At 31.4% G+C, this 22,716-nt stretch carries 24 protein-coding genes; 3 read left to right on the top strand and 21 right to left on the bottom strand.

Annotated elements, in window-relative coordinates:
- The first annotated feature begins 52 nt into the window (after positions 1–52).
- Positions 53–1,234, top strand: a complete 1,182-nt coding sequence (locus ACTT83_RS00305; RefSeq protein ID WP_440918270.1) for an ABC transporter substrate-binding protein — start codon at positions 53–55, stop codon at positions 1,232–1,234.
- 124 nt (positions 1,235–1,358) lie between these two features.
- On the opposite strand, the gene ACTT83_RS00300 is transcribed toward ACTT83_RS00305, so the two are convergent.
- From ACTT83_RS00300 to ACTT83_RS00235, 14 genes are all read right to left on the bottom strand, one after another.
- Positions 1,359–2,690: a branched-chain amino acid ABC transporter permease gene (locus ACTT83_RS00300; RefSeq protein WP_440918351.1), complete on the bottom strand. Its 1,332-nt coding sequence runs from the start codon at positions 2,688–2,690 to the stop codon at positions 1,359–1,361.
- 35 nt (positions 2,691–2,725) lie between these two features.
- Entirely contained in the window at positions 2,726–3,736 is a 1,011-nt protein-coding gene (locus tag ACTT83_RS00295; RefSeq protein ID WP_440918269.1) for a branched-chain amino acid ABC transporter permease, read from the bottom strand.
- A gap of 1 nt (position 3,737) precedes the next feature.
- The gene (locus ACTT83_RS00290; protein WP_440916110.1) at positions 3,738–4,445 is read right to left on the bottom strand and encodes an ABC transporter ATP-binding protein; all 708 of its coding nucleotides are present in this window, start codon (positions 4,443–4,445) and stop codon (positions 3,738–3,740) included.
- A gap of 2 nt (positions 4,446–4,447) precedes the next feature.
- A complete protein-coding gene (locus ACTT83_RS00285; protein WP_440918268.1) occupies positions 4,448–5,233 on the bottom strand; it encodes an ABC transporter ATP-binding protein in 786 nt (261 codons plus the stop codon).
- 3 nt (positions 5,234–5,236) lie between these two features.
- A complete protein-coding gene (locus tag ACTT83_RS00280) occupies positions 5,237–6,004 on the bottom strand; it encodes a pyrroline-5-carboxylate reductase (RefSeq protein WP_440918267.1) in 768 nt (255 codons plus the stop codon).
- Between the two features lie 26 nt (positions 6,005–6,030).
- Positions 6,031–6,942, bottom strand: a complete 912-nt coding sequence (glaH, locus tag ACTT83_RS00275; protein ID WP_440918350.1) for a glutarate dioxygenase GlaH — start codon at positions 6,940–6,942, stop codon at positions 6,031–6,033.
- Positions 6,942–7,265 (bottom strand): AzlD domain-containing protein, encoded by a 324-nt coding sequence (locus tag ACTT83_RS00270; RefSeq protein WP_440918266.1) that lies wholly within the window; start codon positions 7,263–7,265, stop codon positions 6,942–6,944. The genes glaH and ACTT83_RS00270 overlap by 1 nt, the downstream gene beginning before the upstream one ends.
- On the bottom strand, positions 7,255–7,959 hold the full coding sequence (locus ACTT83_RS00265; RefSeq protein ID WP_440918265.1) for an AzlC family ABC transporter permease: 705 nt from the start codon (positions 7,957–7,959) through the stop codon (positions 7,255–7,257). The genes ACTT83_RS00270 and ACTT83_RS00265 overlap by 11 nt, the downstream gene beginning before the upstream one ends.
- Positions 7,959–8,744, bottom strand: a complete 786-nt coding sequence (locus ACTT83_RS00260; protein WP_440918264.1) for an ABC transporter ATP-binding protein — start codon at positions 8,742–8,744, stop codon at positions 7,959–7,961. The genes ACTT83_RS00265 and ACTT83_RS00260 overlap by 1 nt, the downstream gene beginning before the upstream one ends.
- Entirely contained in the window at positions 8,744–9,484 is a 741-nt protein-coding gene (locus tag ACTT83_RS00255; RefSeq protein ID WP_440918263.1) for an ABC transporter ATP-binding protein, read from the bottom strand. Before ACTT83_RS00255 ends, ACTT83_RS00260 begins: the two co-directional genes overlap by 1 nt.
- On the bottom strand, positions 9,481–10,530 hold the full coding sequence (locus tag ACTT83_RS00250) for a branched-chain amino acid ABC transporter permease (protein ID WP_440918262.1): 1,050 nt from the start codon (positions 10,528–10,530) through the stop codon (positions 9,481–9,483). The genes ACTT83_RS00255 and ACTT83_RS00250 overlap by 4 nt, the downstream gene beginning before the upstream one ends.
- Positions 10,530–11,423 (bottom strand): branched-chain amino acid ABC transporter permease, encoded by an 894-nt coding sequence (locus ACTT83_RS00245; RefSeq protein ID WP_440918261.1) that lies wholly within the window; start codon positions 11,421–11,423, stop codon positions 10,530–10,532. The genes ACTT83_RS00250 and ACTT83_RS00245 overlap by 1 nt, the downstream gene beginning before the upstream one ends.
- A 57-nt stretch (positions 11,424–11,480) precedes the next feature.
- On the bottom strand, positions 11,481–12,719 hold the full coding sequence (locus tag ACTT83_RS00240) for an amino acid ABC transporter substrate-binding protein (RefSeq protein WP_440917160.1): 1,239 nt from the start codon (positions 12,717–12,719) through the stop codon (positions 11,481–11,483).
- Between the two features lie 90 nt (positions 12,720–12,809).
- Positions 12,810–13,424, bottom strand: coding sequence for a LysE family translocator (locus ACTT83_RS00235; RefSeq protein WP_440918260.1), 615 nt, complete (start codon positions 13,422–13,424; stop codon positions 12,810–12,812).
- Between the two features lie 119 nt (positions 13,425–13,543).
- Here ACTT83_RS00235 and ACTT83_RS00230 point away from each other — a divergent pair, with 119 nt between their 5' ends.
- Positions 13,544–13,840, top strand: coding sequence for a TIGR03643 family protein (locus tag ACTT83_RS00230; RefSeq protein WP_440918259.1), 297 nt, complete (start codon positions 13,544–13,546; stop codon positions 13,838–13,840).
- 3 nt (positions 13,841–13,843) lie between these two features.
- Positions 13,844–14,098, top strand: a complete 255-nt coding sequence (gene grxC, locus ACTT83_RS00225) for a glutaredoxin 3 (RefSeq protein WP_440918258.1) — start codon at positions 13,844–13,846, stop codon at positions 14,096–14,098.
- A 19-nt stretch (positions 14,099–14,117) separates the two neighbouring features.
- Here grxC and ACTT83_RS00220 read toward each other — a convergent pair whose 3' ends face one another.
- From ACTT83_RS00220 to ACTT83_RS00190, 7 genes are all read right to left on the bottom strand, one after another.
- Positions 14,118–16,352, bottom strand: coding sequence for an autotransporter domain-containing protein (locus ACTT83_RS00220; protein WP_440918257.1), 2,235 nt, complete (start codon positions 16,350–16,352; stop codon positions 14,118–14,120).
- Between the two features lie 51 nt (positions 16,353–16,403).
- Positions 16,404–16,628: a hypothetical protein gene (locus ACTT83_RS00215; protein ID WP_440918256.1), complete on the bottom strand. Its 225-nt coding sequence runs from the start codon at positions 16,626–16,628 to the stop codon at positions 16,404–16,406.
- Positions 16,629–16,757: 129 nt separating this feature from the next.
- Positions 16,758–18,752, bottom strand: coding sequence for a CHASE2 domain-containing protein (locus ACTT83_RS00210; RefSeq protein WP_440918255.1), 1,995 nt, complete (start codon positions 18,750–18,752; stop codon positions 16,758–16,760).
- Positions 18,753–18,867: 115 nt separating this feature from the next.
- Positions 18,868–20,121, bottom strand: coding sequence for a FecR family protein (locus ACTT83_RS00205; protein ID WP_440918254.1), 1,254 nt, complete (start codon positions 20,119–20,121; stop codon positions 18,868–18,870).
- 97 nt (positions 20,122–20,218) lie between these two features.
- Positions 20,219–21,523 (bottom strand): hypothetical protein, encoded by a 1,305-nt coding sequence (locus ACTT83_RS00200; RefSeq protein WP_440918253.1) that lies wholly within the window; start codon positions 21,521–21,523, stop codon positions 20,219–20,221.
- 145 nt (positions 21,524–21,668) lie between these two features.
- On the bottom strand, positions 21,669–22,109 hold the full coding sequence (locus tag ACTT83_RS00195) for a type IV pilin protein (RefSeq protein WP_440918252.1): 441 nt from the start codon (positions 22,107–22,109) through the stop codon (positions 21,669–21,671).
- A gap of 17 nt (positions 22,110–22,126) precedes the next feature.
- Positions 22,127–22,657, bottom strand: a complete 531-nt coding sequence (locus ACTT83_RS00190; protein ID WP_440918251.1) for a pilin — start codon at positions 22,655–22,657, stop codon at positions 22,127–22,129.
- Between the last annotated feature and the right edge of the window lie 59 nt (positions 22,658–22,716).

Here is a 22,716-nt window from a genome sequence, read left to right as displayed (position 1 = left end):
TAAATAGGATTTAATTTAGTCTTTATAAATTGTTAACAAATAGAGGAATATAATGAGAAAATTAATTATTGCTGCATTTATATTTGTATCAAGTTTTACAACAAATGTTTTTGCAGAAGTAAAAATGGGAATAATTTTAGGATTCACTGGTCCTATAGAATCTCTTACACCTGCTATGGCTGCATCTGCAGAGCTTGCTTTTAAAGAAGCATCTGACTCAGGTTCATTATTAGGTGGAGAAAAAATTTCAGTAGTAAGAGCGGACTCAACTTGTGTTGACTCAGCAGCAGCAACAGCAGCAGCTGAGGGTGTTATTGCACAAGGTGTAGCTGCAATCATGGGTGCTGATTGTTCAGGTGTAACAGGTGCTATTGCATCAAATGTTGCTGTACCAAATGGTGTGGTAATGATTTCACCTTCTGCAACATCTCCAGGATTAACAACTTTAGATGATAAGGGGTATTTCTTTAGAACTGCTCCATCAGATGCTAGAGGTGGACAAATCCTTGCAGATATTACTAAAGATAGAAAAGTAAAAAGCGTCGCTATTACTTATACTAACAACGATTATGGTAAAGGTTTAGCTGATGTTTATAAAGCAGCAGTAGAAGCTCACGGAATAAAAGTGACTACAGTAAATGCTCATGAAGATGGAAAAGCAGATTACTCTTCTGAGGTAGCAACACTAGCTTCAGCAGGTGGTGATGCAGTAGCTGTTATTGGATATCTTGACCAAGGTGGAAAAGGTATTATTCAAGCTTCTTTAGACTCTGGTGCATTTGATAGATTTATTTTGTCAGATGGTATGATCGGTCAATCATTAGTTGATGCATTTGGAAAAGATTTAAGAAAATCTTTTGGTTCAATGCCGGGATCAACTGGAAAAGGTGCTGGAGTTTTTGCTGGCGTAGCAAAAGCTGCTGGTATTGATAGTTCCGGTCCATACACTGGTGAGTCATACGATGCAGCCGCTTTAATTGTTTTAGCAATGCAAGCAGGTAATTCAGCTGATAGAGCATCAATTGCAAAAAATGTGATGGATGTTGCAAACGGTCCTGGAACAAAAATTTATCCAGGTGAACTTAAAAAAGGTTTAGATTTATTAGCTAAAGGTAAAAAAGTTGACTACGAAGGTGCAACAGGTGTTACTTTTACTAGTGTCGGTGAAGCTGAAGGTTCTTTCTTAGAACAAGAAGTTAAAGGCGGAAAATTCAAAACTAAAAAACAAAGATAATTTATCTTAAAATTAAAACCCCTGACATTTTTATGTTGGGGGTTTTTTTTAAAAAAATAAATATTTATCAGCCATATATAAAGCCCAAGCAAAGGCTGCACCTAAAATTATATATTTCATCTTTTTATTTTATTTCTATTTTTTCTGGAAGTATACCTTTTGGTCTATATCTCATAATCAATAACAGGCCTATTCCCATCATTAAAAATCTAAAATATGGAACACTTTCAATTAAATGAACTTTTAAGAAATGAGTGTCAGCTAGACCAGCTGTTGTTAAATTAACTAAATATAATCCAATAGGTGCTGACTCAATCCATAAAAACCAAACCACAAAGCCTCCTAGAATTGCACCAAAATTATTACCGCTACCACCCACTATGACCATCACCCAAATTAAAAAAGTATAACGCATAGGTCTGTAGCTGCCTGGTGTAAATAATCCATCTTGGGTTACTAACATGGCACCAGCTATCCCAACTATAGCTGAACCTAAAACAAAAATTAGCAAATGTTGTTTCACCACATTTTTGCCCATTGCATTTGCTGCCTCTTCATTGTCTCTAATAGCTCTCATCATTCTACCCCATGGAGAATACAGAGCTTTTTGAGTTAAAATTAATAGAATGATAACAACAATTAAAAACAAACCTGAATAAAAAAGTTTTACAAAAATTGATGATCCTTCAATGACAAATTGATTTAGAGCAGCTTGTCTCTCAGTTGAATCTGTAATTAAATTCAATTGACTTAAATTAAATTTTTCTACTAAATTTATAAACCAATCTGTTTGTTGTAAATTTACCTCATAAGGTGCAGGGCGCTTCAATCCAATAACATTTTTTACACCTCTGGTGAGCCAATCTTCATGTTTAATTATTGCAATAACAATTTCTGATATTAATAAAGTGGCTATTGCCAAATAATCTGCCCTTAAACCCAAGGCAACTTTACCAATTACAAATGCTAACCCACCAGCAAACAGAGCACCAACGATCCAAGAAAAAATAATTGGAAGACCAAATCCGCCGAGAAATCCTGTTTTTGCTGGATCTACTTCCTCTATTGCCTCAATCCCAGGTTCAGATACAAATCTAATGATTATTATTCCTGCAATTATAATACTTGCAATAATATAGGTTCTAACTTTTGATTTTTCATATTTTTTTAGTACGTATCTAACAGCTAATACCATTCCTATTATTAGTAAAAGACTTAATAGAATATTAGATCCACCTGCGCTCCATGCTTCTTGAACGGGATCAACAGAGATTAAAACTGCAGCTAAACCACCAAGAGCAGTATAGCCCATTATACCAAAGTTAATAAGACCAGCATAACCCCATTGAATATTAGCGCCCATTGTCATGACCGCTGAAATCAAACAAAGGTTGAAGATTGATAAAGCTATATTCCAAGATTGAAAAATTCCAACAAGAAAAATTAATCCCATCATTATAGTATAAGCTGCAATTACATTTAAATTTTTTCTCACAATATTTTTCCTTTGAAAATTCCAGATGGTCGGTAAAGCAGTACAATGACAAGAATTGAAAATGATACTGCAAATTTATAATCTGTTGATAGTAATTGTACTAAAGTATTTGGCTCTAAACTTTCAGGCAATAGATACATGAAAAATTTTTTATATGCATAAGTTAAAAGAATTTCAGAAAATGCGATTACATATCCACCTAAAAATGCACCAAAAGGATTTCCTATACCGCCAACAATAGCTGCAGCAAAAATTGGGAGCATATTATTGAAATAAGTAAATGGTTTAAAACTTTTATCTAAACCATATAATGCTCCACCAATTGTAGCTAAAACTCCCGCTATTATCCATGTAATCATAACAATCTTTTTTGGATCTATTCCAGACAACAATGCAAGATCTTCATTATCAGAATAAGCCCTCATACTTTTTCCTGTTTTTGTTTTATTTAAAAACCAAAAAAGAGTTGAAACTAAAATTAATGTTACAACAATTGTAATTACTTGAGTGGATTTGATTGCGAGGCCTTCGTTAAGACCTGTTATTTCTTTGAACTCGCCAGCTTTAATCAAGAATTTTTCACCATCAAAAAATCTTCTATCAGAAGGGCCAATGATTATTCGAACAACGGCTTGGGTAACGAACATTACTCCAATACTCACCATTGCTAATTGAACAGGGGGGCTTTTACTTACTCTATAATATTTAAAAACAAATTTATCTGTCAAAAGCATATAACCAACCATAAATATAATAGCAAAAGGAATCGCGATGAGAGCAGTTGGTAAAATGCCTAAGCTTATTCCTAAAGATTGAAAATACCATGTAAACAAAATTGTAACCATGGTTCCAAAAGACATCATATCTCCTGTAGCAAAGTTTGCGAACCTTAAGATCCCATATATCAATGTTACAAAAATTGCACCCAAAGCTAATTGAGATCCATAGGCTAATGCTGGTACAAAAATATAATTTAATAAAAGTACAATCGCGTTTATATAATCCATATCAACCGCCTAAAAATGAACTCCTTACTCTTGGATCATTTAGTAATTCTTTTCCTGATCCTGAATAACGATTTTCTCCTGTGACTAACACATAACCTCTGTCTGAAATACTTAGTGCTTGTTTGGCATTTTGTTCCACCATAAGTATTGCAACATTTGTACGTTTAACTTTTACAATGTGATCAAACAATTCATCCATTACAATTGGTGAAACTCCTGCGGTTGGTTCATCTAACATTAAAACTGATGGTTTGATCATTAGTGCCCTACCTAGTGCAACCTGTTGTCTTTGCCCTCCTGATAATTCACCAACTAATTGATTTCTTTTTTCACTTAATATTGGAAACAATTCATAGATCTCATTGATTACTGAATTATAACTCTCATCAATTAAGAAGGCTCCCATTTCTAAATTTTCCTCAACAGTCATTCCTGCAAAAACATTTTTCGTTTGAGGTACAAATGAAATTCCTGACTTAACTCTATCTTGTGGAGACAATTGTGTGATATCTTTACCATCAATTATTACTGAACCAGATTTTAAATTTAACAAACCTAACATTGCTTTCATTGCAGTCGATTTTCCCGCACCATTAGGACCTAAGATTGAAACAATCTCTCCTTTGTCGACATTCACTGAACACGAATTAATAATGTCTGGACCATTTCCGTATCCACCAGTCATCTTATTTCCTTCAAAAAATGCCATTATCAATTATCCTTAATTTTTGATCCCCTGCCCAAATAACTTTCAATTACTTTTTCGTCTTTTTTTGCATCTTCCACTGAACCTTCAAATAATACTGATCCTTCAGCCATTACAATCACAGGATCACATAATCTTCCTATGAAATCCATATCATGTTCAATCATACAAAATGTATATCCCTTTTCTTTATTAAGTTTTTCAATCGCTGTGCCAAGGTCTTTCAGTAGTGTTCTATTCACACCTGCACCCACTTCATCTAATAGAACTAACTTTGCATCTACCATCATTGTTCGACCAAGCTCCAATAATTTTTTTTGACCACCAGATAAATTTCCTGCTAGCTCATTTCTTAGATGTCCTAAATTTAAAAACTCTATAACTTCAATGGCTTTTTGCTTAATAATATTTTCTTCTTTCATGATTAATGAGGGTTTAAATATTGCATTTATCAATTGTTCACCTGACTGATTACCAGGAACCATCATTAAATTTTCTAAAACTGATAAATTTGTAAATTCATGTGCAATTTGAAAAGTTCTAAGTAAACCTTTTGAAAATAATTCATATGCCGGTACATCAGTTATATTTTCGTGGTTAAACATGACACTACCAGCTGAACATTTTAGATTTCCAGCTATCAAATTAAATAAGGTAGTTTTTCCTGATCCATTAGGACCGATTATTCCAGTTATAGTTCCCTTCTTCACTTTAAGTGAACAATCTGATACCGCTGCTAATCCACCAAAATATTTTGATAGATTGTTTATCTCTAAAATATTTTCTGACATCAATTATTTGTTAAGTCTTTTGTAAATTCTATTTAGTGCATTTACTACAGATTTATAAGCCCCTCTTTTACTCATTTCTCTTAAACCTTGTTCGTTTAAACCTTTTGGAGTTTGAGACTCTTTAACTAAATGTCTTAAATCTTTTTTTGAATTTACAACTGCATCTTCAGATAAGGCCAAAAATAAAGTTGTTATATATTTCTGTGCATCAGATCTTTTAATACCTTTTTTTATCAACCAAGTACTCATCACATTTAATATTTCATAATAAGATGCCATCATCCCTGACGTTGACCAAAAATTAATTGATAATTTTTCATTTTTAATTTCAATAGTAGATCCAATTTTATTAAAAAAATTTTTAACTTTTTTATTAGGTGGACAGATGGGTACTGGTCCTTTTTTAAGAGAAATTGGCGGAAGTGGAATTGCCCTTACTAAGTCAGCTTTGACTTTTATCATTTTTTGAAGTTCTGAAAGATTTATAGTTGAGATAAAACTTATAATTATTTGACTAGATCTAAATCTTAAATTTTTAATAATTTTCTGACCAACCGTAGGTGTGACCGCCAAAAAAATCCAATCACAATTATCAACAATTTTTTGATTATCCTTTTCAATAAATATCTTTTTAAACTTTTTTTTTAATCCTTTTGCAATAAGACTATTTCGTGATGAAATAAATATCTTTTTATAATTAATTTTTGAAGAACATATTCCAGATATAACTGATGATGCTATTTTTCCAGTTCCTATAAAACCTAATTTCATAAATATCTTATAGTGATTAATTTATATTAATTAATAAAAAAAGAACCTCTAATTCGCAACAACTCTCTACTTAAATCTTTATGTTCTTTAAAGGCTTTTCTGCCATGAAGCCAAAAATAATTATTTGCTACAACAGATGATCCTACCGGAAGTTTAGTTATAACCTTCTTATTACTTTCCTCTAGACTATCAGATAATTTTTGTAAAAAAGTACCTTGTTTCATATTTTTAGGTTCAGGAAATTGATCAATGTATGAAATTTGAGGTCTTCCATCTTTATCAGATGAAAATACTGGATGTTCAACTTTATAATCAATATTTTTACTTTTCGGAGAACCCCAAAGAAAATCTTCTTTTCCGACAGGATCATTAAATAATTCATCACAATGTTCCCAATCATCGAGATGAAGCATGGCAGTTTCTCCACCCTCGACATTTTTTTCCTCTATTTTTGACATTAACAACCAGTCAGTTTTTTCTTTTACATAGGTCCCATCAGTATGTAGATCCATATTTTTGTAAGCCTTTCTTAAATAAGAGTCACTTTTATCCTCATGCTTAACATGAAATCTAGCATAGTATTTACCAGCCATTGCATCATGATTAGGGTTCCCAATAAGATGCGCGACAGCAGTGGAAAGCTTTACTAAAAAACTATCATCAATTTTAGATATTAAATTTTTAGGTTTAATAATAAAACAACCAGTTTTTCTATCTCTAATAATTTTATTAATTAATTTAGATAATTCGTTATTACTTAAATCATCTAAACTTTTTGCGATAGTAAATCTGGTAAACGGTTTATATTCTAATGCAGTAATATCAAACTTGTTAAAAGGAAAGATAAGTTTATTTAAAATTTCATCTCCTATGTCTATGTTAATTATTCTTGGAGATTGCTTATTTTCATAAATTTCAAATCCATCAATTTTTTCAATCATAAGTAACTACTAAAAAATGTAAGTATGATAGCAGAGAAAATTGTTGGGTAAACTAAATTTTTTTTAGTGATAAAAAAAAGCCCAATTGATAAAATTATTACAATTAGTCTTACTAAATAATCTATCTCAGATAATAATCCTGACGGAAAAATTACAATCCTAGCTATTAATGCTGCCAACGTCGAGTATGCCAAACAATTAAACCATCTAAATATTTTGGAAGTTTCTTTGATATTTTCTGAACTTACAACACCTAAAAATCTAGACAAAAATGTCGCTAAAGAAGTAATTAAGATGACTAAAAAAATATTAACTGTCATTAATTTCTCCAATAAAAAATGCAACTGTTCCAGCCACAAAACCACCAAATAAGATACACCACTCCGGAGAGATAAAATAAAAAGCTGGACCTAAAATTGCACCAAGAATGATTGATAAACTAATTTTAATAGTTCTCATCGCTCCGACCATCATACAAGTAAAATAAATTGGATTAATTATTGCTAACCCAATTAACATATCTCTATTTAAAAAGTCTGATGCAATATAACCAATAAATGTAGAGAAAATTGCTACCGACCAGGTTGCTGTACCAATACCAATCCAAAAATCTATCCTTGCTTCTTTTTTTATTTGTTCATAATTATCTTTCATTATCAACCACGATGAGACGGCAATAAAGTGACATGATAAATAATATTTCCATTTAGGTTGTGTTTGGTGCATCAACAAAGGCATTAAGGAAACTGTCATTGGATACAATCTTGCATTTACTAACCAAACAGCAATGAAGATATTTATTAATGATGATCCAATTATAAGTGACTCTGCCATCACTAATGAACCAGGTAAGGCATAAGTTAAAAAAGTTGAAAAAAGGCTTTCTTGAATCGTAAAACCAATATTTTTTAAAAGAGCTCCAATCGCTATAAAGCTAGCACCCAAGGCTATAGCTGGACTTCCAACACCTTTGATAGATGCAAATCCTTTCAAAAAATATTTTGAATCAATCATTAACCGCCCAGGAATAGGCGTCCAACATCAGGATTATTTAAGAGTTCATCTCCCTTACCTGCTATTGCAGTTTGTCCTGATACTAAAACATAACCAATATCAGCAAACTCTAGACCTTTCTTTGCATTTTGCTCAACAAGGATAATTGTTTTTTTTTCATTTTGTTGAAGGTCTCTTAAAATTTCAAATACCATTTCAATATATCTTGGCTCTAATCCAATCGAAGGTTCATCAACTAATAAAACTGATGGTTTCATAACAAGCGCTCTTGAAATTTCCAATAATCTTCTTTCACCACCAGACAAAACTTTTGCAGGTTGATTTCTTCTATTTCTTAATCTTTCATACTTCTCAAGAATTCTTTCAGCTTCTTGAAATGATTCCTCTGTTTTATCTTTGATAAATCCACCCATTAAAAGGTTTTCCTCAACTGTCATATCAGGAAAAACAGAATTATCTTGTAAAATATATGCAATACCAACTGATTTTAATTTTTCAGCTGGTGATAAATTGGTTATTTCTTTTCCATCAATTTCTATTTTCCCAGAAAAAATATTTGTAAATCCATAAATTGAATGAAGAATAGTTGATTTACCAGCACCATTTGGACCTATTAAACAAAGTGATTGGGCCTTGTTAACATAAAGATCAAAATTATGTAAAATTTCCATTTTCCCATAACCAGCATTCATATTTTTAATTGTAAGATGAATGTCATTAGGTGAAAGTTTTTTCAAATCTTCTGCTTGAGGAGCCTTTCCTAATACTTCATATTGATTAGACATTATTGCGCCCCCAGGTATGCATCGATTACTCTTTTATCATTTTTAATCTCATCTGGTGTTCCATTAGCCAACATTTTGCCATGAGCTAAACAATAAATGCTTTCTGCTAATTGCATAATAACTCTCATATTATGTTCAATAACTAAAAGAGTAATCCCAAAATCTTGATTTACCTTTATTAACCTGTCTATAATTCCATTAATTAGTGTTGGGTTAATACCTGCCGTTGGCTCATCTAATAAAAGCATTTCTGGTTCATTCATCAAAGCCATTGCCAACTCAAGTAATTTTTGCTGACCAAAAGATAAGTCGCCAGCTCTTAATTTTCTTTTTTGGTAAAGTCCTACAAAATTTAAAAGATTTTCTGCTTTTTCTGTTAGATCCTGAGGAATTTTTGAGAATATCTTTAATATACTTTCATCACTTCCTTTGTGACTGATCAGCATATTATCTACACAATTTAATTTTCCATAAATTCTTGTTTGTTGAAAAGTTCTTAATAAACCAAGTTTAGCAATTACAGGAACTGGTAATTCAGATACTTCTTTACCATTAAATTTTATTGAACCTTGGTCTATTGGATATGTTCCAACTATTGAGTTAAATAAAGTTGTTTTTCCTGAACCATTTGGACCAATTAGTCCAAATATTTTTCCCTTTTCTACTGACATTGAAATGTCAACATTAGCCCTAACACCGCCAAAAGATTTGCTTACATTATTTACTTCTAAAATACTCATTTCAGTTCTACCTGTGCTTTTCGATCTGCCTCATCAACAACTTCGCCAAATCGTTCAGGATATTTTTCTCTCAACCATCCCATAATTCCCTCTGGAAAATAAATGACAATGACAACTATCAAAACTCCTAAAGCAACATACTGCCACCCTAAAAAGAATGTCCAAAATCCTTCTTTGAAAATATGAAATACAGTAGCGCCAATCACAGGACCCCATAAAGTTCCCTTACCACCAAGGATCGCCATTAAAACCATAAATACACCCATCTCTCTTCCGTCAAAAGCAACATCAGTAGAGTCTATATAGCCAACAAGTCCGCCCATGATACCTCCAGCTAAACCGCAGAAAAATGCTGATACCATCCAACCAATTATTTTATATTTCATCGTTTCGATTCCCATTGCCTCAGCTTTATCCTCATTATCCCTGATCGCATTAAGAATTAATCTAAAACGAGTTGAGTAAATTGCTCTCACTGCTATGAAAGTAAGAACGAGCGCACCAAAACTTAGAAAATAAAAGAATTCCCCTCTTGCCTCTAAACCACCAACGTTTGGAAAAGGTGGTGTGGTAAAACCTTGACCTGCTCCAATAATCTCTATACCACCAGAAATTTCTCCTGCAGCAACTCCTAAACCTAAAGTACAAATTGCAAAGTAATGCCCTCTAAGTCCCAAGATGGCATATCCAATTAATCCCGCAACAATAGTTGGAACAACAGCGGCCACTACAAGTCCAGCTGCCATTCCTTGAAAAAATTGTGTAGGCGTATGCACAAAAGTTTTTTCTCCTCCACTTTCAGTCCACTCTGCTAAAGGAAAAAACATGCCAACTTGCACAGAAGCACACAAATACATTCCTAAACCATAGAATAAAATATTTCCAAATGTGTTATATCCCATCTCCCCACCTTGAATATTCCAAGTGGTAGCTAAAACAATCAATACACATAAAATAGATAATTGAACTTTAAATGCTGGAAATACAAAAGGTGCAGCAAGCCCAAATATTAAAATTGCAGCATATAATATGACATTTTTATTCATTATTTTAGATACTCTCTTTTTCTTGAAAGTTTAAATCTTCTATAAACGAGAATTAAAACTAATAGTAAAAACACTGAACCTATTCTAAATTCTGTACCTAATATATAATCAGCAAACTCTTCAAACACACCAAGGCCCATCCCTGACATTGCAACACCAGGTAAGTTGCCAAGTCCCGCAACAATAACAATCATGAATGATCTAATTGTATATGGTAATCCCATATAAGGATGAATTGTAAAAGTTATTGAAATTAGTGCTCCTGCAACACCACAAAGAGCAGCATTTAATCCAAAAGTTGCTGCATAAACTTTTTCTGTATCTACGCCTAAAATCTTTGCAGCTCTTGCGTTTTGAGCCGTTGCTCTGATTGCTCGACCAAGTTTTGATTTTTTCATATAAATTACTAAACCAATAGCAAAAACAATACTTACAAATGCCGAAAATATTTTTGAGTTTGGCAAAACTACTGCGCTATCAAATAAAAATGTTGTACCATAACCCGAATTTGCTAAGACAACATCTGCACCAAATGCAAAGTTCATTAGCTGCATAAAAAGAATACTTATGCCAAATGTAGCAAGAATTGAGATAAACAAGTCTCTATCAACAACTTTATTAATTACTAATTTATAAATTCCGACACCTACAAAATACATTATGATTGGGGACACAATTACCCCCCATGCTGGATGAATACCATAAAGATACATAAAGTATGCAATATAACCACCAAGAATAACTAAATCACCTTGTGCAATGTTTATGATATTCATCACTCCCCATTGCAAAGCCATACCATAAGCAATTAACGCAAATAAAATTCCAAGTAGTATCCCATCCAAGCAAGCTTGAACAGTTATCATCGGATACTGAAAAACCATGAAATCCATAATTTGCCTCTAAAAAAAATACCCCCTAGAGTTTAGGGGGTATTTTAAGATTTGTTATTATCTGTCAGACCACTTAGGAATTGGGTGAATCAATTTAGCTGATGCCCACTTCAGTGGAGCTACAACTTTATTTTCACATTTCCCAGCGCCATCGCACATTACTTGGAAAAGTACCATCGGCTTGTCAACATTTTGACCACCTGGTGCAAACTTAATATTTCCATAGAATGTTTGCATGTTCGTAGCTGCAAGAGCATCTCTTACTTTCTTTTGATCGAAAGAATTCGCTCTTTCAAAAGCATCCTTGAACACTAACAATGCAGCAGAAGACTCTGCTGATTGATATGGCGGATCATATCCAAACTCTTTTTGGAAGTCTGCCGCATACGTCATACCATCTTTAAAGAAGTTATCTTTATACGTTAGTGTTTTATGCCATTGAGAAGCACATAATGCATACTGAGAGTTTTTACCATGTTGTTTTGATAGTTTCGCAGCATCACAATGTGTCATTGCTAACATTGGAACATCAACTTTCATTTCAGCAATTTGTCTAATTGCAGTTAATGCACCTTTTGTGTGTCCTGATACCACAAGAACATCTGGCTTCATTTGTTTTACTTTAACTAATGTTGCAGCCATATCATTAAGCTCTTTTGGCAGCTTATCGTCGATTATAATTTCAGATCCAGTTTCTTTCGCTGCATCTAAAATACCTAACCTTACGTCTTGTGAAAAAGCATCTTGTTCAAATGCTTGCGCAATTCTTACACCTTTTCCACCATTCAGCTCAACTGCTGTTCTAATAGCTACATCAAGATATAAATTAGCTGGAGCTAAAACTGCAAATAGATATTTGTAACCTTTAGTAAACAAAGATCTAGACGCACCATTTGCTTCCACCATTGGCACACCATATTTTTCTGTAACAGGTGCAATCGCTTTTGTTAAACCTGAACTATAAGGCCCAAGCATAAACTCAACACCATCTTGTGAGATTAATCTTTCTGCTAATTGAGCTGCTCTTTTTGGGTTTGATTCATCATCATAATAAATGATTTCAAACTTATAAGTTTTTCCACCAACTTTAACACCACCCATGCTATTAATTCTGTCAACAGCCATGTTATAACCGTTTTGAGTATGAACACCATTAGATGAATATTTTCCAGTCAATGAAATAGCAGCACCTAAAACAATTTTATCACCAACTACTTTTGCAAACGAGACAACTGAAGTTGAAAGTAAAATTGCTACTGCAGAAATAAAACTCAAGATTATCTTGTTTATTTTCATTTTATTTCCTTCTGTTATTAATTAATTAATTCTTAATTAAATAAATAATTTTCAACTATTGCAAGGGGCAAAAACAACTTTAGATGTACTCTAATATTGTTGTGTCACAATAATAATTAACGCAATTATAACTAAAACACTCGCTGAGATTGTATTAATTGTTTTTGGATTTGCTTTGATCCATGTAATTAATTTTTGTGCTAGCAAAGCATAACCAATCAAAGAAACAAAATCTAAAACAATATAAGTTGTTATCAAAATAAAAAATTGAACAATATAATTGGTATTAAAGTCAATAAACTGGGGGAATATTAAAGGAAAAAACAACCAAGCCTTAGGACTTGTGCCAGCAACTAAAAAACCATCTTTATAAAAAGAAAAAGTACTTTTGGTACTAATTATTTTTGAATTTACATCTTTTGGTGAAGATTTGTACACATCGTAAGCTAAATATATTAAATAAATAACTCCTACCCACTTAAAAAAATTTAAAAAGTTTGGATTGTCAGACAAAAATGTCCCTATGACAAAAATTACTAAAGTTGCTTGAAATAAATTTGCAGTGACATCACCTAAAGCAGTCCAAACACAATTTTTAACACCATAATTCATTGAATAAGAAATAATAACCACCCGAGGAGTACCCGGTGTGATGAATAGAAAAATTATGATCTGTAAAAAAAGGATAAAATTTAGGGGGAGCATAAAAAAAAGATAGTCCTAAAAAACCGGGAGCTAAAGATGGCTAAGTAGGACTATCAAATCACAATATAACAGATCCTAAAAAAAATGCATTATCGATTTTTTTCAAATATAAAGGATTTATGAAAAAAAAAGGTCACAGGCCAATTACCCGCGTCAAAAATCCAGAGCCAAATCATGAAGATCCAGATTGGGTCATCTGGGCAGCATGGGCCGATAGGATCACTTTTGAGGATATCGAAAAAAAAACTGGTTACCGAGAATCTGATGTTATTAAGATAATGAGAAAATCACTCAAACCATCATCATTTAGATTGTGGAGGAAAAGAGTTCATCAAAAAAGTATCAAACACAGAAAAAAATTTGAATATTCAAGAAAACAAATTACTAGTAAAATAAAAAAAGGTGATTATTTATAACTTATGAAAAAAATTACAATTTATACTGGTCCAATGTGTAATTATTGTGAAGCAGCTAAAAGATTACTTACAAGAAATAATGCACCTTACGAAGAAATTGATGTTGCAAAAGTTGACGGTGCAAAAGATGAAATGATCCAAAAAGCAAATGGTAAAAGAACTATTCCTCAAATATTTTTTGATGACCAGCACATTGGTGGTTATGATGAAGTGAGAGCGCTGGAAAAAGAAAATAAACTTCAAGAACTTTTAAAATAATATTTGAAATTTGAAAATATTAAAAGGTACCAGAAACCTCTAAATTTGCACCATAGTCTGGGATTTTACTAAATAAACTATAATTAGAATTTAATTTTAAGTTAAAATTACCAAAGTTTTTTAAATAACTTATTTCAGTATTATTGTTATTCATTGGATCATAAATCACATCTAAATTTGCATTCTGAATTTGTTTTTTTCCTAACTTAAATAAAAAACTATCTGAGTAAGCACTATCGCTTAAACTTTGAAATCTTTCATAGTTTATTGCAAAGGTGTAACCATTTACATTCATATATTCAAAACCAATATTTCCTTTTATATTATGTAATGAATGTTTTTTTATAGTTTTTCTAACTAATTTATTGTCGTGATAATTCGTAAAAAAATGGTCAATATCTGGTGTTAAATCAAAAATATATTCTACAAAACCATTTCTACTTAAAGTTTTCTGATCTAAATATAAAATATTATCAAACTTCAAACCTCCTGAAATATTTCCAGTCTTAAATGTAAGTCTATCATGTAAATCAACACTATTTGTGGCAGAAGTACCAAAATCTGTATACTCAGAAAGTTGGGTGATACCTATCTCAAATTTACCAAAAGGAATTAAATCATAATTAGTATACTCATTTTCATTTTGATAAGTAAGTGAGGTAAAAATTTGTCTACCGTATCGCTCACCTGTAATTGTGCCCTTAACTAATTGATCAATACTTAAAAAACTTGCCCCAATTAAAGCATTTAAGTTTGATTTACCATCAAGAGGTAAACTACCATAGAGATTTAAAGTATAAGCTTGTGAGTCTAGTTTATTTCCAGCACCTGTATCAATTTTAACATCATCATTGCCATATCGAAAAGCTAAACCAAAAATTTTATTATTGATCAATTTGTCAGCACCAATCATTATACCTTTGGTTCTAATATCTTTTGGTTTAATGAAACCTTTTTCTCCTACTCTGCCAAATGAGATATCTCCATGAGACCAATGAGACCAGTTTCTCATATTCTTAAGAGGATTTTTATCTTTTAGTGATGCTTGGGTATATTCCAATGAATTAGTCAAATTGCTATTTAAGGAGTTTTCGAGTTTATTTTTCAATGAAGCTAAAATTGGGTTATTGATATTTAATTTAATGTTATGACTATTTAAATTTGTTTTTTCTTCATTTCTACGTAACCAATCAAATCTTTTGAAAATTGTATTTGAGTTTTGATAAATTACGTTTTTAGCTATCTCTACCTGTGCACTTATAGCAGAGGCGGTTTCATTTTCACAAAGAACAATTCCATAAGGACATGTTAAATCGTACTCGTAAATTATATCATCTCCATCATCATTGGCGTCTTCAGTTCCAATATAGGCCTTCATACCATTATTCCCAAATGTCCAACCATATGCTGAAACATTATTTCCATTTCCATCTATTTGATATTTATCAACATATGTTGCAGAACTTAGTTCAAATGGTGTAGATAATTTCCAAACAAAAATATGAGCGGCAGACCCAGTGCTGTTTTCAAGACCCTGACTTATATATAGTCTTGTACCATCATCATCAAAATAAAGATCCATTGTGAATGTGCCATTTCCAACTGTTGAGGTTGTATTTAGATTATATTCAAAAGTACCTGAACTTGGATCAAATGGTGTGGATAATTTTACTTGAGTTACATCAGTTGTCCCCTTAGTTCCATCATTAAGATACATTTTTGTTCCATCATTATTAAATGCAACTCCTTTAAGGTCATTAATCGCAGAACTATTATAAGCTGTTTTATAATTAAGACCATCATCAGGAATCAAAGTTGAAGCAGAAATTGAAGCTACATCATATGGACTTGTCAAATTATGAAATTGTGCGCTACCATTAGAATTAAATAAAAATAATTTTTTTCCGTCATTGCTAAATTTGATAGTTTTGTTACCATCGATATTACCTAAATTATCACCAAGACCAGTTGTGTTTACTATAGTCCTATTTGTGACATCCATGGTGCTAATGTCAAATGCAGTTGCTAAATCATAAATAAAAATTGCATTTCCATCAGTAGCCCCATCTCTTAAATGATCCATTACAAACATCTTTTTTCCATCAGGTGTTATAGCTATTGAAACAGTAGATGGTTCATCATCTTCACCATCTAAATTTGGATCTTTTAATTGTACAAAAACAGGCTCAACTATTCCAGCTTGAGCAATATTTAAACCATAAACAAAAAAAATTAAAAACCAAAAAAATTTCATTTCTAAATTTATTATTTTGAAAAATATTTTAATAAAAATTATTTTAGAAATCTATCTAAGAATACTAAGGGGATCGTAATAGCAACCGGTATGTTCTATAGTCTCAAAAAAGATTGCGTTAAGTTCAGAAGAGTGAACTGTGGGACAAATTCTTTCAGCTTGCAAATTATGTGTATATTCTTTTTTAACTTCATTAATTGCTAATGAGCTTGATAAGGAAGTAGATGCTTGGGCTAAACTTCCTGTGTGGGCTAGAGTTAAAGCAGGACTAATCATGGCAGAGTATTGAGCACAATTACTCAAGACGGGTATTAAAAATAGTATTAAAAAGATTCGTTTCACAAAAGTAATTTACATAAAATTGAAAAATTTTAAATAATCAATTTATTCAATTTGGGTTTCAAATTATTTCTTCTTTATCAGCTCTGTATTATTAATGTTTATTGCCATACAAGTGATGTCATCCCTTAACTTTTCTGCACCCCAGTTAAGCTCTTTTTCGATAGCCTCAACTATAGATTTAGGGGTGACCTGTGACATTTCGTTAATAATTTTTTGCACTCCTTCAGCTCCTAACTCTTCCCCATTTTTCATATAACCTTCGGTTACTCCATCGGTATAAACCACAAAAGTTTTATTTTTAAGATTAATAGTATTTGATTTCACCATTGACTCTGTAAAATATTTTATAATCCCGATGGGTGGCATTTCAGATTTGATATATTCATAATTTTTATTTTCATCAAAAGTTAGAATACTTTCATGACCTGCATTAATAAACACGAGTTCACCTGTTTTGATATTTAATTTACCAAAAACAGCAGTGACAAACATTCCTTTAAATTTTGCTTCAACTAATTCATTATTGACACCAAACACTACTTTTTCTAAAGGGAATTTTAAATTAGTAAGAGTTCTAAAGATTGAGGATGCTTTAGCCATATACATTCCCGCTTTTACTCCTTTGCCAGATACATCAGCTAAGGTAAAAAAATATTCTTCAGGAGTTGATCTTACAACATCAAAATAGTCTCCTGAAACGTCTCGTGCAGGCACGTTTTTTGCAAAAATAAAATTCTCAAATTTCGAAATATCAGGAAATAAGCTTTTTTGAACTCCAGCTGCTAGTTCACGTTCTTTTAAAAGTTTAGCCTCTTTTTGAAGATTGGCTAAAGCCATTTTATTTTCTTCTATAAACCTAAAATAAAGACCCGTTAAAAATGTTAGTGTCACAATAAAAATAGGGTAACTAAAATCTACTAACTCTGATCTAAATTTATAAATAGAAAAACCAATAATTATAATTACTAAAATATTCCCAAAGAATATGGATAAACTATATTTTGGTTTAATTTTTTGAGACAATACAAATGTAAGTAAAGCAATAATAATCGAAAATATTAATTCAAAAATATAAGTATTTGGATTTCGAACCAAATACGATTGATCAAGAATATTTTCAATAACATTTGCGTGAACTTCAACTCCGGGAATGGTTATGCCTAAAGGAGTTTTAACAAGATCAAAAAGACCTTGTGCTGATGCTCCTATTAAAACGTATTTATCTTTGAAGAAATCTGATTGAAATTTTCCGTCATAAACATCACTAGCTGATATAAATTGATCTTTATTTGATTTTTTATATTTAATCCAAATAATCCCATTTGGATCAGAGTCTACTTTGTAAGGTCTAGCACTAATTCTTTTAATACCAACTTCATTTAATTCTACATAAATATTTTTTTGTTTTGATCCAACTCTAACCATTTCTAGACCCATAGTTGGATAAATTTTTTTATCAAATTGTACAATTAAGGGTAATGATCGTATTATTCCATCTAATTGATCTAAAAAAGATATAGAGCCTAATCCCTTAACATTCTTTTCTAGTTTTTCTAAAGATCCAATGGAGTGTGGATATGAATATGTGAAATCCTTTGGATCACCACCTTTTGATAAAAATCTGGCTTTTGCTTTTCTATCATAATTTGTATGCGAAGGTACGTTACTTCCCAACACGGCAATTATTGATTTAGACTCTTTTAATTTTTCTGAAAAAATATCATCAGGACTTTGTAAGTTTTGAATATCAGCAACATCAGAGGGAATTAAACCATAAGACTTGATAATTGCCTCAGGCGATTGCTTATCTTTTTCAGTAAAAAAAATATCAAAACCTATGGCTTTGGGATTATGGATATTTAATTGGTCAAGAATTTTTGCAAAAACTCTTCTGTTCCATGGGAATTGTCCAAATTTACCTAAGCTTTGTTCATCAATATCAATAATAACTACATCACTATCTTTTTTTTCTACAAATACTTTTTGATACAAGTCAAAACTTAAATATGAAACAGACTTGATAAACGCAGGATTTAAAAATTTAAGAAAAATTAACAATGTAAGTAAAATTAAGAAAACAAAATAATTTAAATTTTTTTGTACAAAAGCTCTCACAAAATGAAATTATATCTAATTTAAGTAATGTAAATGAAAGTTATTAAGAACTAGCTAATTATTTCTTTTTTCTTCTTTTCTTTTTAGCTTTTTTCTTTTTAGCTGCTCTTTTCTTTTTAACGATCTTTCTTTTCTTAGCTACTTTTTTCTTAATTTTCTTTTTAGGTTTTTTCTTTTTAACTACTTTCTTTTTCTTCTTAACTTTTTTCTTAACTGCTTTCTTTTTCTTTTTAGCTGGTTTTTTCTTCACTGCTTTTTTCTTTTTAGTAGCTTTCTTTTTCACAGCTTTTTTCTTAGTGGCTTTTTTCTTGGTAGCTTTTTTCTTTTTACCCTCTTTTTTCTTAACTGCTTTTTTCTTTTTAGAACCTTTTTTAGTAGCTTTTTTCTTTTTACCTTTTTTCTTATCTACTTTTTTAGCTTTTTTCTTTTTATTTTTTTTCTTTTCTGCTTTAGCTTTTTTCTTCTTAGCTTTTTTCTTTTCAGCTCTCTCTTTTTTAATTGCTACTTTCTTCTCTTTATCTTTTTGAATATTTTCTTTAATTATTGATTTAATTTCCTCTTTTTCAAAACCCATAGACTTAAGCTCTTTTCTTAATTGCTTTTTCATTTCTTTTCTCTTACCTTTCTTTTCCTCTGGTGAGAGCTTAGCCACTCTTAGAGCTTTCATTTTTTTATTGAATTTCTTTAATTGATTTTTAGTAATTTTTTTTGCTTGTCCAGGTGCTTTGCCCTTAGTCATTGATGCCATGCTGTATGGATTGTCAAGCAAAGTTGAACCCAAGTTGTTTCCAACCAGAACTGCTCCTGGTCTCATTCCTAAAGTATTATTTTTTCCTGGACCAATTAATAAAGTATCTGTTTTACCTTTTGATACGATCGTTTGAAATTCTGTTCCTCGTGAACCAAGTGTTCCCTCTGGAACTTCAACAGTTAGACTGTCAGGATTTTTTTTACTAATTAAACCAGATATGACTTTTAAACTACCTTGTTTAACACTTGCAACTATTTTTCCATCATTTGTTGCAGGGTCAAATATAAAAGTATCCATTACAACTTCAGAGTCTTCACCTATTGTAAAAGTTGATTGGTCTAAAAGTAAAATTTGCGTACCTGATCCAGCACCCGCAACAATTGTTTCATTTAAATATATTTTATCACCAGCTTTTAATTCTCTTGTTTCAGTTTTAACAGTTCCTGAAATTGCACCTACAATTCCAACTAATTGTTTTTCAATAGTTAATTTTTCTTCAGCATTAACATTGGCGCTAAAGACTAAAATTACTCCTATAAGAACTGACAATATTTTTTTCATTTCATAAAAACTAACAAAATTTTGAAAAAAATAAACTTTAAAAACTCATATTGACCGGTAAAAAAAGCCCGTATTAGGTGAATTTTAAAAAAATTGATTAATTTAGCTTTAAGGCTTTGGAAAAACTCAAAGCAAAAGAATCGGCTAAATAGTCATAGTTCATTATATTTGCCTCAGAAAAAGTTTTTTCATAAGACAGGTTAATAAATAACGTTCTGTTAGGATCAATAAATGGAAAAATATCTCCAATTGCTTTTGTAATCATCAAGTCTGTTGTCGTTGCATGGTCAGATCTCAACTTTGTTGAATCTACAGTGGTGTCGGCAACTTTATAATCATTAAAACTAGTTGAGGCACTCCAAGCAATATATGCCCATGGAAATGCGAAATTTAAACCAATACCAAATTCATAAGTTTCGTAATCATTTCCAGCATCAACTTTTGCATCACTATCACTATAACCTAAACTTAGTGAACTAGAAATTATTGGAGTTATAATTAAATCATAACCAAAAGTATAACCATGCCCGATTGCATTAGTTTCATCTGCGGTTGTGTCTGATAAATTATGATTTGCTTTAGAGTCTGAGTAAGAATATCCATAACTAAATGAATGTCTTTCCCCAACTGTAAAAAATCCTCCTACTCCTAGCATCAATGAAAAACTATCCGCATCATGTTGTGCATCAGTTTTACTCATAATTATGTATGGACTTAAACTTTGATTACTCAAAGTGGTATCTAAACCAATCGTTAAACCATAACTTTGAAAGTCATCATCTGCTTCTTGATATTGATTAGATGTTGTATGACCAAAATTTAATAATAATGACGACTCTTCACCAACAGGTCTTGTTGCTGTTATTCCTATTGAAGCACTTTCAGTCCTATCGTGTTTTGGTGATGTAAAAGCTGCGATAGAACCTGAATCATATTTTAATCTTGTTTTAGAAACACTATTTACGTTATTAGAAAAAGTTGCACCAAAACCAACATCAGCTGTTAAATTCCACAAACTTGGTTCTCGATCTTTTAATTCTTCTTCAATTTCTTGTAATGTTTCTAAATCTTCTGCCGAAAGATCTCTTCTTAATTTCATATCTTCTATAATCGTGTTAGCTTTTTCTGGTGAGTCGACTTGGACCAAAACAGATAATAAATATAATTTGATTTCAACATTGTCTGGATAAAGCATATTCAATCTCTCAAGTGTTGAAATTGTTTGTTTAAAGTTACCAACTTTTCCTTGTTGTTGGGCGTACTTTAAATTTAAATCTAAGTTATTTGGATCTTGTAATATCTGCATGTAGGTAATGTTTTTTTCTGATGAAAATGCAGATGTTGAAATCAACAGAATTGTTGATATCAAAAATAATTTAAATCTTACGAAATACAAAAACATAAAAATGAAAAGATATTAAGTATATTGTTTTTTTCAATTAATTAATTTTAGAAATTATTCTTATTTTCCAATACTTATTAAAGTTAAATCATCAGATAACTTTTGATTTTGACTAAAACCAATATTAAACTATTGAATAAATTTATTAATTACATCCAGTCTTATCAACTTTACCACCACTGGCATCAACTCTTAATTTACAATTACCAGGACCTAATGCTACAGCTTCGAAAGTGCCATCATCTTTTATAAAAGAACAAAAATTAAATTGATTATTTGTATCAATGTAACCTGCTTTATTAAATAGCTCCGTTGATAATTTGTTAGTCGATGTTTTGTCCGGTGTGCATTCATCCTCTGCGGTGGAAGGTTGACAATAATTTTTTTTGCTCGAATAATAAGAATTGCAATCAGCGTAATGATCTGTTTGTGCTAAACCAATCTGCACTAAAACATTTTCAGCTGCTTTTATTCTTGTACCTTCTAAGTACCCATTGTAAGCAAGAGTACCAATGCTCGATAATATTCCGATGATTGCAACAACGACTAAGAGTTCAATTAAAGTAAATCCTGAACTCTTAGTCATTAAACTTTTAATATTTTTTATTCTAAAGCAACAGAGTCTACTAGTTCTTGTTCATCAGCAGCCCATTTTGTCGTAATTGTAAGTGTGTTCGCCGCATTCGTAATTACTGTTGCTCCAGTTCCAGCAGCTCCTCCTACAGCATAATTTATTGAAGTTGAAGTTTCCGATTTTCCATCTTTTGTTGTTGTTGTTGTTGTTGATGGTGTGTGAGGATTCTTATCAGGAAAAACTAAACCCACGTTATCTACTTGAACAAGTTTTTGAATTTGTGCACCTGCGGTTTGAGCTGTAACATAAGTTGCATAATCAGTACAACTCATTCCTCCCTGTCCATTATTGTTTTTTAATATTGTTCCACTCCCCAAACTACATTTTTTTGTCTCTGATGCTAATACTTTCACAACATTAGCATGGATGCTTTTTGAAGCATTTTTCTTTGCTGCACTTGTGTAACCATTGTAAGCAACAACACCAACTGCTGCCAGAATACCAATGATCGCAACTACAACCAATAATTCTATAAGCGTAAAACCTTTATTATTTTTCATTTTGTTCCTCTTTATTATTTTAATAATTTATTTTTATAAATTATTTTACATATGTAAAT

Source organism: Candidatus Pelagibacter sp., assembly GCF_052049775.1.
Lineage (GTDB): Bacteria > Pseudomonadota > Alphaproteobacteria > Pelagibacterales > Pelagibacteraceae > Pelagibacter.
This window is presented reverse-complemented; position numbering and strand designations above follow the sequence as displayed.

Coding starts and splice junctions, on each gene's coding strand:
- ACTT83_RS00305 (WP_440918270.1), top strand. CDS start 53: ATGAGAAAATTAATTATTGCTGCATTTATATTTGTATCAAGTTTTACA.
- ACTT83_RS00300 (WP_440918351.1), bottom strand. CDS start 2,690: ATGATGGGATTAATTTTTCTTGTTGGAATTTTTCAATCTTGGAATATA.
- ACTT83_RS00295 (WP_440918269.1), bottom strand. CDS start 3,736: ATGGATTATATAAACGCGATTGTACTTTTATTAAATTATATTTTTGTA.
- ACTT83_RS00290 (WP_440916110.1), bottom strand. CDS start 4,445: ATGGCATTTTTTGAAGGAAATAAGATGACTGGTGGATACGGAAATGGT.
- ACTT83_RS00285 (WP_440918268.1), bottom strand. CDS start 5,233: ATGTCAGAAAATATTTTAGAGATAAACAATCTATCAAAATATTTTGGT.
- ACTT83_RS00280 (WP_440918267.1), bottom strand. CDS start 6,004: ATGAAATTAGGTTTTATAGGAACTGGAAAAATAGCATCATCAGTTATA.
- ACTT83_RS00270 (WP_440918266.1), bottom strand. CDS start 7,265: ATGACAGTTAATATTTTTTTAGTCATCTTAATTACTTCTTTAGCGACA.
- ACTT83_RS00265 (WP_440918265.1), bottom strand. CDS start 7,959: ATGATTGATTCAAAATATTTTTTGAAAGGATTTGCATCTATCAAAGGT.
- ACTT83_RS00260 (WP_440918264.1), bottom strand. CDS start 8,744: ATGTCTAATCAATATGAAGTATTAGGAAAGGCTCCTCAAGCAGAAGAT.
- ACTT83_RS00255 (WP_440918263.1), bottom strand. CDS start 9,484: ATGAGTATTTTAGAAGTAAATAATGTAAGCAAATCTTTTGGCGGTGTT.
- ACTT83_RS00250 (WP_440918262.1), bottom strand. CDS start 10,530: ATGAATAAAAATGTCATATTATATGCTGCAATTTTAATATTTGGGCTT.
- ACTT83_RS00245 (WP_440918261.1), bottom strand. CDS start 11,423: ATGGATTTCATGGTTTTTCAGTATCCGATGATAACTGTTCAAGCTTGC.
- ACTT83_RS00240 (WP_440917160.1), bottom strand. CDS start 12,719: ATGAAAATAAACAAGATAATCTTGAGTTTTATTTCTGCAGTAGCAATT.
- ACTT83_RS00235 (WP_440918260.1), bottom strand. CDS start 13,424: ATGCTCCCCCTAAATTTTATCCTTTTTTTACAGATCATAATTTTTCTA.
- ACTT83_RS00230 (WP_440918259.1), top strand. CDS start 13,544: ATGAAAAAAAAAGGTCACAGGCCAATTACCCGCGTCAAAAATCCAGAG.
- grxC (WP_440918258.1), top strand. CDS start 13,844: ATGAAAAAAATTACAATTTATACTGGTCCAATGTGTAATTATTGTGAA.
- ACTT83_RS00220 (WP_440918257.1), bottom strand. CDS start 16,352: ATGAAATTTTTTTGGTTTTTAATTTTTTTTGTTTATGGTTTAAATATT.
- ACTT83_RS00215 (WP_440918256.1), bottom strand. CDS start 16,628: ATGATTAGTCCTGCTTTAACTCTAGCCCACACAGGAAGTTTAGCCCAA.
- ACTT83_RS00205 (WP_440918254.1), bottom strand. CDS start 20,121: ATGAAAAAAATATTGTCAGTTCTTATAGGAGTAATTTTAGTCTTTAGC.
- ACTT83_RS00200 (WP_440918253.1), bottom strand. CDS start 21,523: ATGTTTTTGTATTTCGTAAGATTTAAATTATTTTTGATATCAACAATT.
- ACTT83_RS00195 (WP_440918252.1), bottom strand. CDS start 22,109: ATGACTAAGAGTTCAGGATTTACTTTAATTGAACTCTTAGTCGTTGTT.
- ACTT83_RS00190 (WP_440918251.1), bottom strand. CDS start 22,657: ATGAAAAATAATAAAGGTTTTACGCTTATAGAATTATTGGTTGTAGTT.